Genomic DNA, 13678 nt, shown 5'->3' with positions numbered 1-13678 from the left:
AAGGAACGTCCCTAACTGCCGGTCAAAAAACGAGCGAGGATCGTGGGGTCCTCGCTCGTTTTTTTGGGCAATGTTTCGACTGCGCCGTTACTTGTCGGCGGCTGCTTTCTTGGTAGTCGACTTCTTCGCGGTCGTCTTCTTGGCGGCAGTTGCTTTCTTGGCCGTCGTCTTCTTGGCCGCCGTCGCCTTCTTGGCCGTGCTCGCCTTGGTCGTAGTCTTGCGGCCGCGGGCCGGCTTCTTCTCCTTGGTCGGACAGTCCATGTTGACGCAGATACGCCACGGGCCGCGCGCCGTGTTGACCACCACGATGGGGGCGCCGCACTCGGGGCAGGTCTCACCCGTCGCCTCGAGCTTACCGCGCGCCGGTAGAGGATAGCTCACGCCGCAATCGTCATAGTTGGTGCAGCGGATAAAACGCTTGCCGCTCTTCTCGCTCTTGTGCGCGATCAGGTCGCCATGGCGTCCGGCCTCGGCACACACCTTGCACTCGCCCACCTTAAGGTCGGGCTCGTAGTTGGTGGGGCATGTGGGGTTCACGCAAATCTCGAAGGCCTTCTGGCGGAACGGCTGACACTTAATGCGCGGCGCACCGCACTCGGGACACACGGCGGCCTCGCCCTCGAGCGGGCTCACCTTGACGCCGCTCGGCACCGGATAGGTCACGTCGCAGTCGGGCCAGCCCATGCAGCCAATGAAGCTGCCACGGGTCTTGGCGCTCGTCTTCATAACCAGGTCCTTGCCGCACTTGGGGCAGGCGCCCACGCGCGCATCGGCCGTGACGGCGTCGCTGATGGCGTCGCCCAGCTCCTGCGTATGCTTGAGCAGCTCGTCGAGCACGCCAGCCAGCAGCGCGCGCGAGTGCGTCACGACATGCTCTTCGGTATCCTCGCCGCGCTCCACACGGGTCATGTCGCCATCGAGCTCGCTGGTCATATCGGGGCTCGTGATGCGCGGGGCAAACTGCGTCAGTGCGTCGATGATGGCGATGCCCAGCTGGCTCGGCTCCACGGGATCGTTTTTGAGATAGCGCACGGAGTACAGGCGCTCGATGATGCTCGCGCGCGTGGACTTGGTGCCCAGGCCGCGCTTTTCCATCTCCTGCACGAGCTTGCCCTGGCTGTAGCGCGCGGGCGGCTCGGTCTGCTTGGCCTCGAGCTTAATGTCGAACACGTCGACCGTATCGCCCTGCTCCAGCGGCGGCATCTGCTCGTCGCGCTTGAGTCCGTACGGGTACGCCTCGCGGAAACCCGGGGTCACGAGCACATCGCCCGAAGCCACGAACGGCTCACCGTTCACGTCGAGCTCGAGCTTAGTGTTTTCGATGGTCGCGGGACCCATAAGCGTCGCCAGGAAGCGACGGGCGATGAGGTCGTAGAGCTTGCGCTGGCCGCCGTCGAGCGTGGACGGATCGCCCTCGCCCGTGGGGTAGATAGGCGGGTGGTCGGTGGTCTCGACTTTACCGCGCGTGGGCTTCATGGGACCAGCGAGTACCTTTTTGCACACGGGCGCCAGCGCCGGGTTGATCTTTGCCAGGTCACTCACCACGGCGCCCAAATCGAGCGTCGCGGGATACACGGTGTTGTCGACACGCGGGTAGCTGATGAGGCCCGCCATGTAGAGGGACTCGGCGATACGCATGGTACGCGCAGGCGAGATGCCCTCGGCTGCGGCGGCAGCCTGCAGCGAGGTGGTCGCAAACGGCGTGGGCGGCTGCTGCTTGCGCGAGCGCTTGGTCACCGCGGCGACGGCTGCCGTCTTGGCGCCGTCGACGTGACCATACGCTGTCTCGGCAGCGTCCTTGTCAGTAAAACGTGCCGTCTTGTGCGCAATCTTAAATCGGTCGTCCTCGGCAGTACCCTGTGCGGCGCCCATGCCGCGGATCTGCCAATAGTCCTCGGGCACAAACGCCATGCGCTCGCGCTCGCGCTCGACCACCAGGGCAAGCGTCGGCGTCTGCACGCGGCCGGCGGAACGCACGTTGCCAAAGCCGCCAAACTTGGCGAGCGTCAGGTAGCGCGTGAGCACCGCACCCCAAATGAGGTCGATGTGCTGACGGCTCTCGCCGGCGTCGGCCAGGTTCTGGTCGAGCGAGACAAGGTTATCGAAGGCCTGCGTGATCTCGGCCTTGGTAAACGAAGAATACTGGGCGCGGGCGACCGGCAAGTCGGGCGCAACCTCGCGCACCTTGTTGAGGGCGTCCGAACCGATCAGCTCGCCCTCTCGATCGAAGTCCGTAGCGATGATGACGCTGTCGGACTTTTTGGCGAGGTTCTTGAGCGAGCGGATGAGCTCCTTCTCAGCCGGCAGCTTAATGACGGGTGCCCAGGTGAGATAGGGCAGGCTCTCAAGCTTCCAGCCCTTGATGGAGATGCCATCGGCAAGGAACGGCTTACGCTTGGTGTCGTAAGGCGGACGAGCCAGGCCATCGGGCATGTCGGCCGGCAGCATCTCGCCGTCCTCGGTAACCGAATACCAGCCCAGCTTTTTATCGAACAGCACGCTGTCGCAAAAATCGGGCGCAAGGATGTGACCGGCCAGGCCGATGGTCACGCACTCCTCGCCCTTCCACTCAAAACGGTAGATGGCGGTGTTGTACACCTTGTCCTTTTTGGGTTTACCCGTGGACAGACGCTCGGCGATCTGACGCGCGGCGTCGTTTTTCTCGGCGATGATGAGCTTCAAAAGAGGCTCCTATCTCGTGTCTCTGCGGCTACGCCCGCCCGTATGGCGGCCGATTTACGCCCTTGCTTGCTCGATCTGCCCGATGAGCCAATCGCACCAGGCATCCATGCCCTCGCCCTTGCGCGCGCTCACGGCAAACCGCGGCGCCTGCGGATTGAGGTCATCGAGTGTCTTAGTATACCTATCCATGTCAAAATCGAAAGCCGGGGCCACGTCGACCTTATTGAGCAGCTGCGCGCCGGCGTGCTGGAAGATGCCCGGGTACTTGATGGGCTTGTCGTCGCCCTCGGGCACCGAGAGAATCATGATGGACAGGTTCTCGCCCAAGTCAAAGTCGACCGGGCAGACCAGGTTGCCCACATTTTCGATAAAGATGACGTCGATGTTCTCCAGACCAACGGCCTGGTCGAACGCGTCAACGGCCTCCATGATCATGTTGCCCTCGAGGTGGCACAGGCCGCCCGTGTTGATCTGGATGGCGGGCATGCCGGCTTCCTTCATGGTGATGGCGTCGACGTCCGAGGCGATATCGCCCTCGATGACGGCGCAACGCAGGCCGGCCTTGTCGCGTAGGCGCTCGTTGGTGCCCAAAATCGTGGTGGTCTTACCCGAGCCGGGGCTCGACAGCACATTGATCACATAGGTGTTTGTCTCTTTAAATCGCTGACGCAGCTGATCTGCCAGACGCTCATTGCGCGACAGAATCGGCGACGCGATATCAATCGTTTTCTCGGCCATACTCGGCACTCCTTACTTTGGCCCCTTTATACCCCATCACCAGATGGCTAGCGGGCTAATCGTCGGGGGTTTCGATTTCGATACTGGCGATGTCGAGCTCGCGACCGTGCAGCAGGCGCACGTTGGCGCCGCCACACTGGGGGCAGCGACAATGAAAGCGGTCGTGATCGAAGACCTCGCCGCAGTCCAGGCACTCGCTTTGTGGATGGACTTCCTCCACGGCAAGCTCGCAGCCGCGCGTGAGCGGGTCCTCGTCGCGAAACGTCTCCCATGCAAAGTCGAGCGCCTCGCGCACGACCTCGGTCATATCCCCGATACGCAGCGTAACCAAAACGGCGCGCGAGGCCCCCGCCCCACGCGCCGCGCGAATCACTGTATCGAGTATGCCGTTGACAATGCCAACCTCGTGCATACCGATTTACTCCTCGTCGTCCTCATCGTCCGAGAACAGGTCCAGACGACTCACAAACAAGCCCTCCTTGCCCTCGCGCGCGGTAATGACCACACGGGCGATGGCGAGCGAAATCTCGTAGAGCGAGAGCAGGGCGCCGTACATAAGGCCCAGCGTAACGGGCGATCCGTCGGGCGTGATCACAGCCGAACCCACGAGTAGGCCTACGTACACGTAGCGCCAGGCGCTGCGGAAGGCCGCGTAGGAAACGATGTGGAAGACGGACAGGTAGAAGATGATGAGCGGCAGCTCAAACGCCACACCAAAGCCGATCATAAAGAGCAGCTCCATGTTGACGTAGTTCTCCAGGTCGGGCAGCGCCGTAGCGACGGCCGAGGTTTCGCCGATGAGCCACTCAAAGCCCGCAGGGATGATGATGAAGTAGCAAAAGATAGCGCCCAGGAAGAACAGCACCGTCGAGGCGAGCACCGTGGGCACGACCCACTTGCGCTCGTTGGGACGCAGTGCCGGCAGGAAAAATGCCAGAATCTGCCAGATAATCATGGGTGTACACATGACCACGGCCATCTTGATGGCCAGCGAGAAACGCAGGCCAAAGCCGCCGAGTGTGGTGGTGATGTAGAACTTACCGTCCGGCACAAAGGAGCGGATGGGGTCTTCCAAGATGTCGAGCACCACAGGCGTGGCGAAATACAGCACGATGGCGGCGGCAAACACCGACACAACCACGATGGTCAGGCGGCGACGGAGCTCTCCCAGGTGATCGAAGAGCGGCATACGCGCAGGTCCGATAGGCATTACTCATCGCCTCCCTTCGGGGCATCGGCGGCAGCGGCGTCGCCCTCGGCCTCGAGCTCGCGAGCGAGCTGGTCGACGACGGCCTTGCGCTTGCGGGGACGACGGGCGTAGAGGTCGGCCGTCGTGGGCTCTGCCGGCTCAGGCTCGGACTCCGGCTCTGCAGCAGGCCCGGGCTCGACGACAGGCTCGGCGGCAGCGGCAGGCTCGGCGCCCTCGGCCTCGGACTCCTCAGCAGCACCCTCGCCCTCGGCGGCAGCCTCGCTCGCGGCCTTCTCGGCAGCAAGACGGGCGCGACGCTCGGCAAAGGTCTCCTTCTTGGCGGGAGCTGCCGTCTCGGCGGCATCCTCGTCCGCATCGGAATCGTCGTCGGTCGCAGCAGCCTTCTTGGGCTTGACCGGAGCCGAAGCGGCCTCACTCACCGGATCGATAATCTCGGACTGAACAACGGCCGTCATCTTTTCCTGCGTCTCGCGGAACTGACGGATGGCACGGCCGATCGTGCGGCCCATCTGCGGGAGCTTATCCGGGCCAAACAGCAAAAAGCCGAAGACCACGATGATCGCGAGCTCACCCTCTCCAATACCAAACACACATACCTCCAAGGCTCGATGTGAGTCGAGCCCGCACCGCGCCATTCGGCCGGAACTCGTCTATTCATTCGGTCAAGTATAGCGCCCGGACGCCAAAACGTCCGAGCGCATCACAAACATATGCCAAACGGCACGCCCTTTTGGGGGCAAAGATTATGCAGCGGTGATCGAAATCTCCTGGTCGACACCCAACAGCTGGACCACGCGCATCACCGGGGGCTGCACATTGGTGCAGCTAAAGCGCTTGCTGTGGTCGGCCGCGTGGTGCGCGGCGCCCACGAGCACACCAATGCCCGTCGAATCGATGTAGCTCACCTGGGCAAAATCGAGCTCAACGGCCTCGGTGGGCTGCTCGAGCGCCAGGTCGATGGCATTGCGCAGGCTATCGGCGTTAGAGATATCGATCTCGCCGGTTACCTTAATGGTGTAGAGCTCTGGCGTGGGGTTGGTGGAAATACCCAAATCCATGTATACGCTCCTTTACGTATCGAAAGTGCAGATAGTACGGGAAGCCGCGCGTTAGGCGCGCTCGGCACGCGCAAGCTCGGCAGCGACAAGCTTAACGGCCAGCACCAGTACATCGAGCGCGGCCTCCAGGTCCTCGACCGTGGGATAGCTCGGCGCGATGCGGATGTTGGTATCGCGCGGGTCCTTGCCATAGGGCCAGGTAGCACCGGCCGGCGTGAGCTTGACGCCCAGGTCGGCACAAAGCGCAGCAACCTTCTGGGCCGAGCCCTCGGGACCATCGAAGCTTACAAAGTAGCCGCCGCGGGGGTGCGTCCAGGTGGCGCAGTCCGTGTCGCCCAAGCCCTCGGTGAGCTTGCGCTCGACGGCCTCAAAGCGCGGGCGCAAGAACTCGGCATGCTTTTTCATGTGCTCCTTGACCGCCTCGATGGTGGGAAGGAAACGCACGTGGCGCAGTTGGTTGAGCTTATCGGCGCTGATGAGGCCGGCCTTCAGGCGCTTGGAGAACTCCGCGATAACCGCGGGGCTCGCACCGATAAAGCCGATACCGGCGCCCGGGAAGGTGATCTTGGACGTCGAGGCAAAGGCCACCACGCGGTTCTCGGTGCCCGCCGTGCGGGCAAGATCGAAGATGTTGGCGAGCTCGTCGGTCTCGTCGTACAGGTCGTGCACGCAGTAGGCGTTGTCCCAGAAGATGCGGAAATCGGGCGCGGCCGTGGGCATCTCGACCAGGCGACGTACGGTGTCCTCGCTAAAGGTGATACCCGTGGGGTTGGAATACTTGGGCACGCACCATATACCCTTGATGGAATCGTCGGCGGCGACGAGGCGCTCGACCTCGTCCATGTCGGGGCCGTTGTCGGTCATCGCGACGGGGACGTTCTCGATACCCAGATCGGCGGTGATGCCAAAGTGGCGGTCGTAGCCGGGAACAGGGCACAGGAACTTGACCTTCTTGCCGTCGTGGGCAGCCTCGTAGGCATCCCAGGGCTCGCTGCCGCACGAGCCGCAGCGCCAGAACATGCCGGCGATGTCATGCTCGATCAAAAGGCTCGACGAACCCAGCACGAGCGTCTGCTCGGCGGGGCAGCCCAGGAACTCCCCCGCCAGCTTGCGTGCCGAAGGAATGCCCTCAAAGCAGCCGTAGTTGGAACAGTCGACGTTGCCGTCGTGCAGGTCGGCATCGGCATTGAGGATATCGAGCATGGGTCGAGAGATGTCCACCTGGGAGGGCGACGGCTTGCCGCGGGCCATGTCGAGCGCCAGGCCCTTGGCCTTGACCTCGGCGACCTCGGCCTTGAGCGCCTCGATGGCGGCATCGAGTTCGGTGGTTTCCATCTTCTGGTAGATCGTCTGCATGGGTGCGACCTTTCACGAAGCGGTACGTTGCAATTCTTCTAAGTATAGACCGCCACCGTCGCAACGTTATGAAGCCGTGATAGATTAAGTCCATCGCAATGAATTACGAATCGCCGCGCATGCCGGCATGAAGCGCCCAAGGAGGCACTATGGAGTACGGATCGTTCCAGGCCGAGGAATTCGGCGACCTTCAGCGCCTGGTCGAAGGACTGTTTTACGACCGCCACGCCATCGACCGCCTGGATCTGATCGTACAGGCCGAAATCTTGGACCTGGCGCCCGATCTCATGGAAATCGTGAACCTGCTGCCGCCCGGCTATTACGACCGCCAGTCACTTTGCGACCAGCTCAACTCCGCCTTGGCCGCCCACGGCTGGGGCGCCGTCTACGGAACGGTGGAATAAGCCTCGAGGCCGACGATTTGGCCCGTTTCCCGACCCTGGCGAGGCTTGTTTTAGGGCTTGTGGCCAAAAAAGGGCAAATATGAGTACTGTTACCTTTTTAGTAGCAGCGATTCTTGGTCGAAATCGGCAAAGCTGGACTTGAAACTCCTTAATCACCGTCAGTTAGCGCCGAATTGGAAGTCGATGGTCACTCATTAACGTACAGCTCTTATAACTTTGTTCATTATTTTCCACACCTAAAATGAAACGCCGTTTGTGACAGTACTCACAAACGGCGTTTTTTGACCACGGGGGGGCATCTGGCAGGGGGCCAGTAGCACCCGGATCCGAGTTTCGAACGCATCCAAACCGGTTCTGGTGTCTGTTTTCGAGCTTTTAATCGCCCTTGGGCGCGGGGTGTTTGCAGACCACGCTCATGTAAATCATGCCAAGTACGGCCGCGGTGACAGAGCCGGCGAGAATAGCGGCCTTGGCGGCCAGAACCTCAAACTGGGCCGTCGGGAAGGCGAGGCCGCTGATGAGAATCGACATGGTAAAGCCGATGCCGCCCAGAATGCCCACACCGGCAATCATGTGCCAGTTGACATTGCGCGGCAGCTCGCAGGCCCTAAGCTTAACCAGGGCAAACGTCATGCCAAAGATACCGATCGGCTTACCCAGCAGCATGCCAAAGTACACGCCGAGCGTCACCGGGTCGGTGAGCAGCGTGCTCATGTCCACGCCCACTAGGCGAACCTGTGCGTTGACGAACGCAAAGATCGGCAGGATCACAAAGTTGACCGGCGTGGAAATCAGACGCTCCATGCGAATGAGCGGCGGGGTCACGCGGTGCATGACGCGCTCGACCTTGGTGGTCGAGACGGTAAAGTCGTGCTGGCCCAAGATGTGCGCCTCGTCGTCGTAGCGGTCGTCGAGCAGCGGCAGGCACTCGCCCAACCAATCGGTGAGGCTATCGAGCTTGACGCCGCACTTGGCCGGGATGGTGAAGGCCAGGATGACGCCCGCAAGCGTAGCGTGCACGCCGCTCTTGAACATGCAGAACCACAGCAGCAGGCCCAGCACCGAGTACGGGGCAAGGCGGTAATGCTGCGTCTTGTTGAGCCACACGAGCGCGCAGGTCACAAGCGCGGCGGCGCCCAACCAAAACGGATTGGGGCTCTGACCGTAGAAGATGGCGATGGCGGCGATGGAGATGAGGTCGTCGGCGATGGCGAGCGTCGAGAAGAACACGCGCACGCCGTTGGGCACGCGGTTGCCCAAAAGCGACAGCACGCCCAGCGCAAAGGCAATATCGGTTGCCATGGGAATGGCCCAGCCGTTGTGCGCGCCGGCATGGTTAAAGATCAGGTAGATGCAGGCGGGAACGACGACGCCGCCCACGGCTGCCAGCATGGGAAGCATAGCCTGGCGCGGGTTTTTGAGCTCGCCGACCGTCATCTCGTACTTGAGCTCAATGCCCACCAACAAAAAGAAAATCGCCATGAGGAAGTCGTTGACGAATAGCTCAACGGTGAGACCGGCCGTAAGGTTGCCCAGACCCACATACAGCGGGGTCTCCAAAAAGTGATGGATGGCCTCATAGGCATCGGTATTGGCGCAAATGACGGCGGCGATGGCGGCGAAGACCATGACGGCGGCGGAAATCGTGCCGTTCTCGGCGATGCGCTCCCAGATGTCGTGGCGCTCAAAACGCTTGCGCTCACGAACGTTGAACAGCTGCTCAGTTGCTGCCATGGGCGGCTCCTTTCACGGGAAAGCTCCCGTCTTAAAAAAGCACGGCCCGCCCAAGTGGCGGCGCCGCGCTCTAACGTATTACGCTTGCATCTAGCCTACCCTGCACGACAAGCACGCAGGCGTGGCCGAAAAGCGGAACCACAGGTTGAACATTATTTGCTCAACGGCACGGGCACGCCTGTCCAAGAGACGACGCGGCGCCGTGCACAAAAAACGACCGGAGCGCGGGGCGTCCGCGATCCGGTCGTAGCGTTTGGTCAACTAAACCTAGCAGGCGGCCATGATGGGGGCAGCGACCTGCTTCTTACGGGAGAGGACGCCCGGCATCCAGACGCCGTCGTGCTCGTCAGCAATGCCCAGACCCTTCTGAGCAGCCTCGGTCTCGCCCTCGAGCAGGACCTGCGAGCCCTCCTCCATGATGTCAGTGATGCACAGGACGATGCCGTCGGCACCCTTCTCGGCGGCGTAGGCGCGCATGGCCTCGCGAATCTCGTCGATCATGCCGAGTGCGCGGGTCTTGTCGACAGTCTCGTACTGGCCGATGAGCAGCTTCTTGCCGGCAGGCTCGAACATCTTGATGTCGTTGCCGACCATCTCGGCTGCGGTGAAGGAGCCGGACGGACGGGTGAGGAAGACTTCCATGCCAAACTTGACCGGGTCGACGCCCACCTGCTCGCCGAGCTTGGCGGCGACGGCGCGGTCGACATCGGTGGTGGTGGGGCTCTTGAGCATGAGCGTGTCGGTCATCATGGCCGAGAGCAGCAGCTTGGCCTGAACGTCGGAAAGCTCAACGCCGAGCACGCCGGCGAGCTTGGTGACGATGGTGCAGCTGGAGCCCCAGGGCAGGCAGATGTAGTGCAGCGGGCCGGCGGTCTCGAAGTCGCCGATGCGGTGATGATCGACAACGCCAAAGACCGTGGCGTCCTTAAGGCCGGCGACGGACTGGGCGGACTCGTTGTGGTCGGTGAGGACGACGAGCTGACCGGCCTCGACGGACTCGATCACGCGGGGCTCGGCGATGCCGGCGTCGGCGAGCAGCTTGGCGGACTCGGCCGGAAGCTGACCAAGGGCGCAGGCCTCGTAGGTGTTGCCGGCATACTCAACCTGGTTGAGCAGCTGGGACAGGACGACGGCGCTCATGATGGCGTCGTTATCGGGGTTCTGGTGACCAAAGACAAGAACGTTTGCCATGGGTATCCTCCACTTGATATGTGTACTTGGACGTAGCTATGGTAGCACGCCGATGCCGAGCCTTCGCAGACGGAAGGGCCACGGCATATTTTGGGGCGCAGGCGCGGGGGGCCAAGGCCATCCCTTTTGCACCATGTTGGTGCAAAGTAACCTCTCCCCCTTGCACCAGCTATTTACCGGCGGCGCGCAGGGCTACGTAGGCGGCACCGATGATGCCGGCGTCGTTTCCGAGCGAAGCGACCTTAATGGGTGTCTCGCGCGAGGCGGAAAGCGCATACTGCTTAAAGTGCTCGCGAACCTTGTCGAGGTAGACATCGGCCGAGGCGGAAGCGCCGCCGCCGATGAGGAACATCTCGGGATCAACCACGTTGGCAATAAGCGCCAGTGCGCGGCCAAGATAGTCGGCCATGGTATCGGCCGCGGCCAGCGCGAGCTTGTCGCCCTCGCGGCAGGCCTGGAACACGTCCTTGGAATCGGAGGGGCCGGTCAGCTCGATGGGCTCGACGCCCGCCTTCTTGCACTCGGCAAGGTAGTTGCTCACCACGCCGGTGGCGCTGGAATACTGCTCCAGATGGCCATGGCCGCCGCAGCCGCAGGTGCGCTCCTCAGCCGGGTTCAGGCACATGTGGCCAATCTCGCCGCCGGCGCCCACAACACCCGATACCACGTCGCCGTTAACGATAACGCCGCCGCCCACGCCGGTACCGATGGTGACCATCACCACGTTCTGTACGCCCTTGGCAGAGCCGAGCCAGGCCTCGCCCATAGCAGCGGCGTTGGCGTCGTTCTCGTACTTAACGACCGCGTCGGGGCAGTGCTCCTGAATGGCGATCTTGAGCTCGGGCAGGTTGATGGCGATGTTCGCCTTGACCTTGGCATCGCCCGATGCCGGGATGGGGCACGGAACGGCCAGGCCAATGCCCGACACAAAGGCACGCGGAATCTGGGCCTTGGCGACCACCTGGTCGATAGCCTCGGTCACCGCGGCAAAGCCCGCAGCGTCAACGATGGGAGGCGTAGGCACACTGGCCTTGGCCAGCAGGTTACCATCCTCGTCGAACAGTCCTTCCTTAACCGAAGTGCCGCCGACGTCAATGCCGATGTAGTATTGCTTAGGTTCCATGGGAGCCCACCTTTCTCGTTTAAACATTGCCTGTATGGTACCGCTCCCAAGGCAAAAACCTACCAAAAAGGGACAGGTTTGTTTTTGCAGGTTTTATCTGGGAAAACGCGAATGACCGCTTAACACGACATTACTCAGATGTTTATCTATTTAGAGCGCTCTAGTTTATATGCAAAGCGACTTTTAATTATATCTTTCTCGAACTTTTTAAATATATAATAGGGATGCTTAGGTGTTAACTATACTTTCTTTTATACTCAACCAAGTTGGAAAGGAGGTTCCATGATTCCCAAATACGAGGCGATAGCTGCGGATATTCGTCGCACTATCGAGGATGGCGCTCTTAAACCGGGCGACAAGCTTCCTACCGTCGTTGAGTTCTGCAAGCTCTATAACGTTTCCAAAATCACCGTCAAACGAGCTATTGAACAAATCACCGAAGAAGGTTTTATTACCAGCCGGCGTGGATCGGGTACCTACGTTAAGGACACGGCGGGGCTTCCCGGCCAGGCGTTTTTCCAGGGCAAAAACGACCGTACCCAGGGTTTTTCGTATGAGCATCGCGGGAAAAGGTTACCTCAGTGGTCTACGATTTCTCGATTGTTAATCCACCAGCGGACATCGCAGCCCAGCTGGGAATTGCCGAGGATGACTTTGCCTATCACATCGTGCGCGTGCGTCAGGCCGACGAGAAGCCCATCGTTATCGAGTACACCTACATGCCCCTCGAGCTGATTCCAGGCCTTAAAAAGAAGGACCTGTACGGATCGCTCTACCGCTTCATCCGTGAGCAATGTGGCCTGAAGATTTCGAGCTTTCACCGTACCATTCGCGCCGTGGCAGCAACCGAGGAAGAAGCCGAGCGTCTGGACACCAAACCTGGCTCTCCCCTGCTCGAGCTCACCCAGATTGGCTTTTTGGACAGCGGTGCCGCCTTTGAGTATTCGACCTCGCGCAACGTTGGCGACCGCTTTGAGTTGCACAATGTAACGTTGGCATAGGTTTTTGTAGTCATGCGGGCGCTCGTTTTGAGCAGTTTTACGCGGCGCCCACGCAGCACAATGGGAGTATGAACATGTCCGATTTGATTAAACTGACGCCGATCTTCCACGAGAAGATCTGGGGCGGCCGCCAGCTGGAGGCCGTGTTTGGCTACGACATTCCCGAGGGTCCCATCGGTGAGTGCTGGGCCATCTCGGCCCATCCCAACGGCGACTGCCAGATCGCTGAGGGCCCGTACGCCGGTCACACGCTGTCATGGCTGTGGGCCGAGCACCGCGAGCTCTTTGGCAATTGCGAAGGCAAGGAGTTCCCGCTGCTCATTAAGATTCTGGACGCCAAGGACGACCTTTCAATCCAGATTCATCCCAACGACGAGTACGCCGCCAAGCACGAGAACGGCAGCCTGGGAAAAACCGAGTGCTGGTATGTGCTGGACTGCGAGCCCGGTGCCACGATCATCGTCGGCCAGCGCGCGCATGACCGCGCCGAGGCCGCGCAGATGATCGAGGACGGCCGCTGGGACGACATGCTCAACGTACTGCCGATCCACAAGGGCGACTTTTTCCAGATTGATTCCGGTACCGTGCACGCCATCAAGACCGGCACGCTCATTTTGGAGACGCAGCAGTCGAGCGACGTGACGTATCGCCTGTACGACTACGACCGTCCCGGCACCGACGGCAAGCTGCGCCCACTTCACATTGAGCAGAGCCTCGACTGCATCGACTTTGGTGCTCAGGCTCCGACCGACGGCACGGTGACCGCGCCCGAGGTGGATGGCGTGACCGAGCTCGAGTCTGGCTCCCACTACACCGTCGATCGCGTGCGTGTCGACGGCAGCAAGACCCTCGACCAGCGCTGGCCCTTCATGTGCCTGTCGGTCATCGACGGCGAAGGCACCGTCTGCGGCGACCCCGTCCACAAGGGAAGCCACCTGCTGGCTCCGAGCACCGTCGGCTCCATCGACCTCGAAGGCAAGATGGAACTGATTGTCTCGCACCTGTAAGCTACCGGTCCCCGAGCGCTCGCCGGGACGGGGCGCGGGGTTTGGTCGCCTGCTCGGACAGTCCTGCTCGCACGGAGAGCACATTAAGTGCTCTCCGGCTCGTGCGGAACTCGCGATCGACCAAACCCCGCGCCCCGTCCCGGCGAGCCTCTGGCTAGTTACAACAATCGAAAA

The 13678-nt window shown here is 61.4% G+C and carries 12 protein-coding genes and 2 pseudogenes; 4 read left to right on the top strand and 10 right to left on the bottom strand.

Annotated features, from left to right (window positions below; all coding sequences use genetic code 11):
* Positions 1-87: 87 nt before the first annotated feature.
* The 7 genes from I2D57_RS01540 to I2D57_RS01510 all read right to left on the bottom strand — a co-directional run bounded on the left by I2D57_RS01540 (position 88) and on the right by I2D57_RS01510 (position 7044).
* Positions 88-2682 (bottom strand): DNA topoisomerase I, encoded by a 2595-nt coding sequence (locus I2D57_RS01540; RefSeq protein WP_195361241.1) that lies wholly within the window; start codon positions 2680-2682, stop codon positions 88-90.
* 54 nt (positions 2683-2736) lie between these two features.
* Positions 2737-3420: a hydrogenase nickel incorporation protein HypB gene (gene hypB / locus I2D57_RS01535; RefSeq protein WP_138374518.1), complete on the bottom strand. Its 684-nt coding sequence runs from the start codon at positions 3418-3420 to the stop codon at positions 2737-2739.
* Positions 3421-3475: 55 nt separating this feature from the next.
* Positions 3476-3832: a hydrogenase maturation nickel metallochaperone HypA gene (gene hypA / locus I2D57_RS01530; protein ID WP_022093859.1), complete on the bottom strand. Its 357-nt coding sequence runs from the start codon at positions 3830-3832 to the stop codon at positions 3476-3478.
* Positions 3833-3838: 6 nt separating this feature from the next.
* Positions 3839-4630: a twin-arginine translocase subunit TatC gene (gene tatC / locus I2D57_RS01525; protein ID WP_055285525.1), complete on the bottom strand. Its 792-nt coding sequence runs from the start codon at positions 4628-4630 to the stop codon at positions 3839-3841.
* Positions 4630-5220, bottom strand: coding sequence for a twin-arginine translocase TatA/TatE family subunit (locus I2D57_RS01520; protein ID WP_172676307.1), 591 nt, complete (start codon positions 5218-5220; stop codon positions 4630-4632). The genes tatC and I2D57_RS01520 overlap by 1 nt, the downstream gene beginning before the upstream one ends.
* Positions 5221-5373: 153 nt before the next feature.
* Positions 5374-5688 (bottom strand): STAS domain-containing protein, encoded by a 315-nt coding sequence (locus I2D57_RS01515; RefSeq protein WP_055285529.1) that lies wholly within the window; start codon positions 5686-5688, stop codon positions 5374-5376.
* Between the two features lie 51 nt (positions 5689-5739).
* Entirely contained in the window at positions 5740-7044 is a 1305-nt protein-coding gene (locus I2D57_RS01510; RefSeq protein WP_195361240.1) for an aminotransferase class I/II-fold pyridoxal phosphate-dependent enzyme, read from the bottom strand.
* Positions 7045-7193: 149 nt separating this feature from the next.
* Here I2D57_RS01510 and I2D57_RS01505 point away from each other — a divergent pair, with 149 nt between their 5' ends.
* The gene (locus tag I2D57_RS01505; RefSeq protein ID WP_195361239.1) at positions 7194-7448 is read left to right on the top strand and encodes a hypothetical protein; all 255 of its coding nucleotides are present in this window, start codon (positions 7194-7196) and stop codon (positions 7446-7448) included.
* Positions 7449-7823: 375 nt separating this feature from the next.
* Here I2D57_RS01505 and nhaA read toward each other — a convergent pair whose 3' ends face one another.
* The 3 genes from nhaA to I2D57_RS01490 form a co-directional block, all read right to left on the bottom strand.
* The gene (nhaA, locus tag I2D57_RS01500; protein ID WP_195361238.1) at positions 7824-9182 is read right to left on the bottom strand and encodes a Na+/H+ antiporter NhaA; all 1359 of its coding nucleotides are present in this window, start codon (positions 9180-9182) and stop codon (positions 7824-7826) included.
* Positions 9183-9449: 267 nt separating this feature from the next.
* Positions 9450-10373 carry a manganese-dependent inorganic pyrophosphatase gene (locus tag I2D57_RS01495; protein WP_118226883.1) on the bottom strand — a complete coding sequence of 308 codons (924 nt, stop codon included), beginning with the start codon at positions 10371-10373 and terminating at the stop codon, positions 9450-9452.
* A gap of 169 nt (positions 10374-10542) precedes the next feature.
* Positions 10543-11496, bottom strand: a complete 954-nt coding sequence (locus I2D57_RS01490) for an ROK family protein (protein WP_035137699.1) — start codon at positions 11494-11496, stop codon at positions 10543-10545.
* 282 nt (positions 11497-11778) lie between these two features.
* Here I2D57_RS01490 and I2D57_RS10065 point away from each other — a divergent pair.
* The 3 genes and pseudogenes from I2D57_RS10065 to I2D57_RS01480 all read left to right on the top strand — a co-directional run.
* Positions 11779-11967: pseudogene (locus I2D57_RS10065) on the top strand (winged helix-turn-helix domain-containing protein); the annotation flags it as partial.
* Positions 11968-12074: 107 nt separating this feature from the next.
* Positions 12075-12497 (top strand): annotated as a pseudogene (locus tag I2D57_RS09830) (GntR family transcriptional regulator); the annotation flags it as partial.
* 74 nt (positions 12498-12571) lie between these two features.
* The gene (locus I2D57_RS01480) at positions 12572-13504 is read left to right on the top strand and encodes a type I phosphomannose isomerase catalytic subunit (protein WP_411161248.1); all 933 of its coding nucleotides are present in this window, start codon (positions 12572-12574) and stop codon (positions 13502-13504) included.
* The last annotated feature ends 174 nt before the right edge of the window (positions 13505-13678 follow it).

The sequence above is a fragment of the Collinsella aerofaciens genome (assembly GCF_015553355.1).
Classification (GTDB): Bacteria; Actinomycetota; Coriobacteriia; order Coriobacteriales; family Coriobacteriaceae; genus Collinsella; species Collinsella aerofaciens_V.
This window is presented reverse-complemented; position numbering and strand designations above follow the sequence as displayed.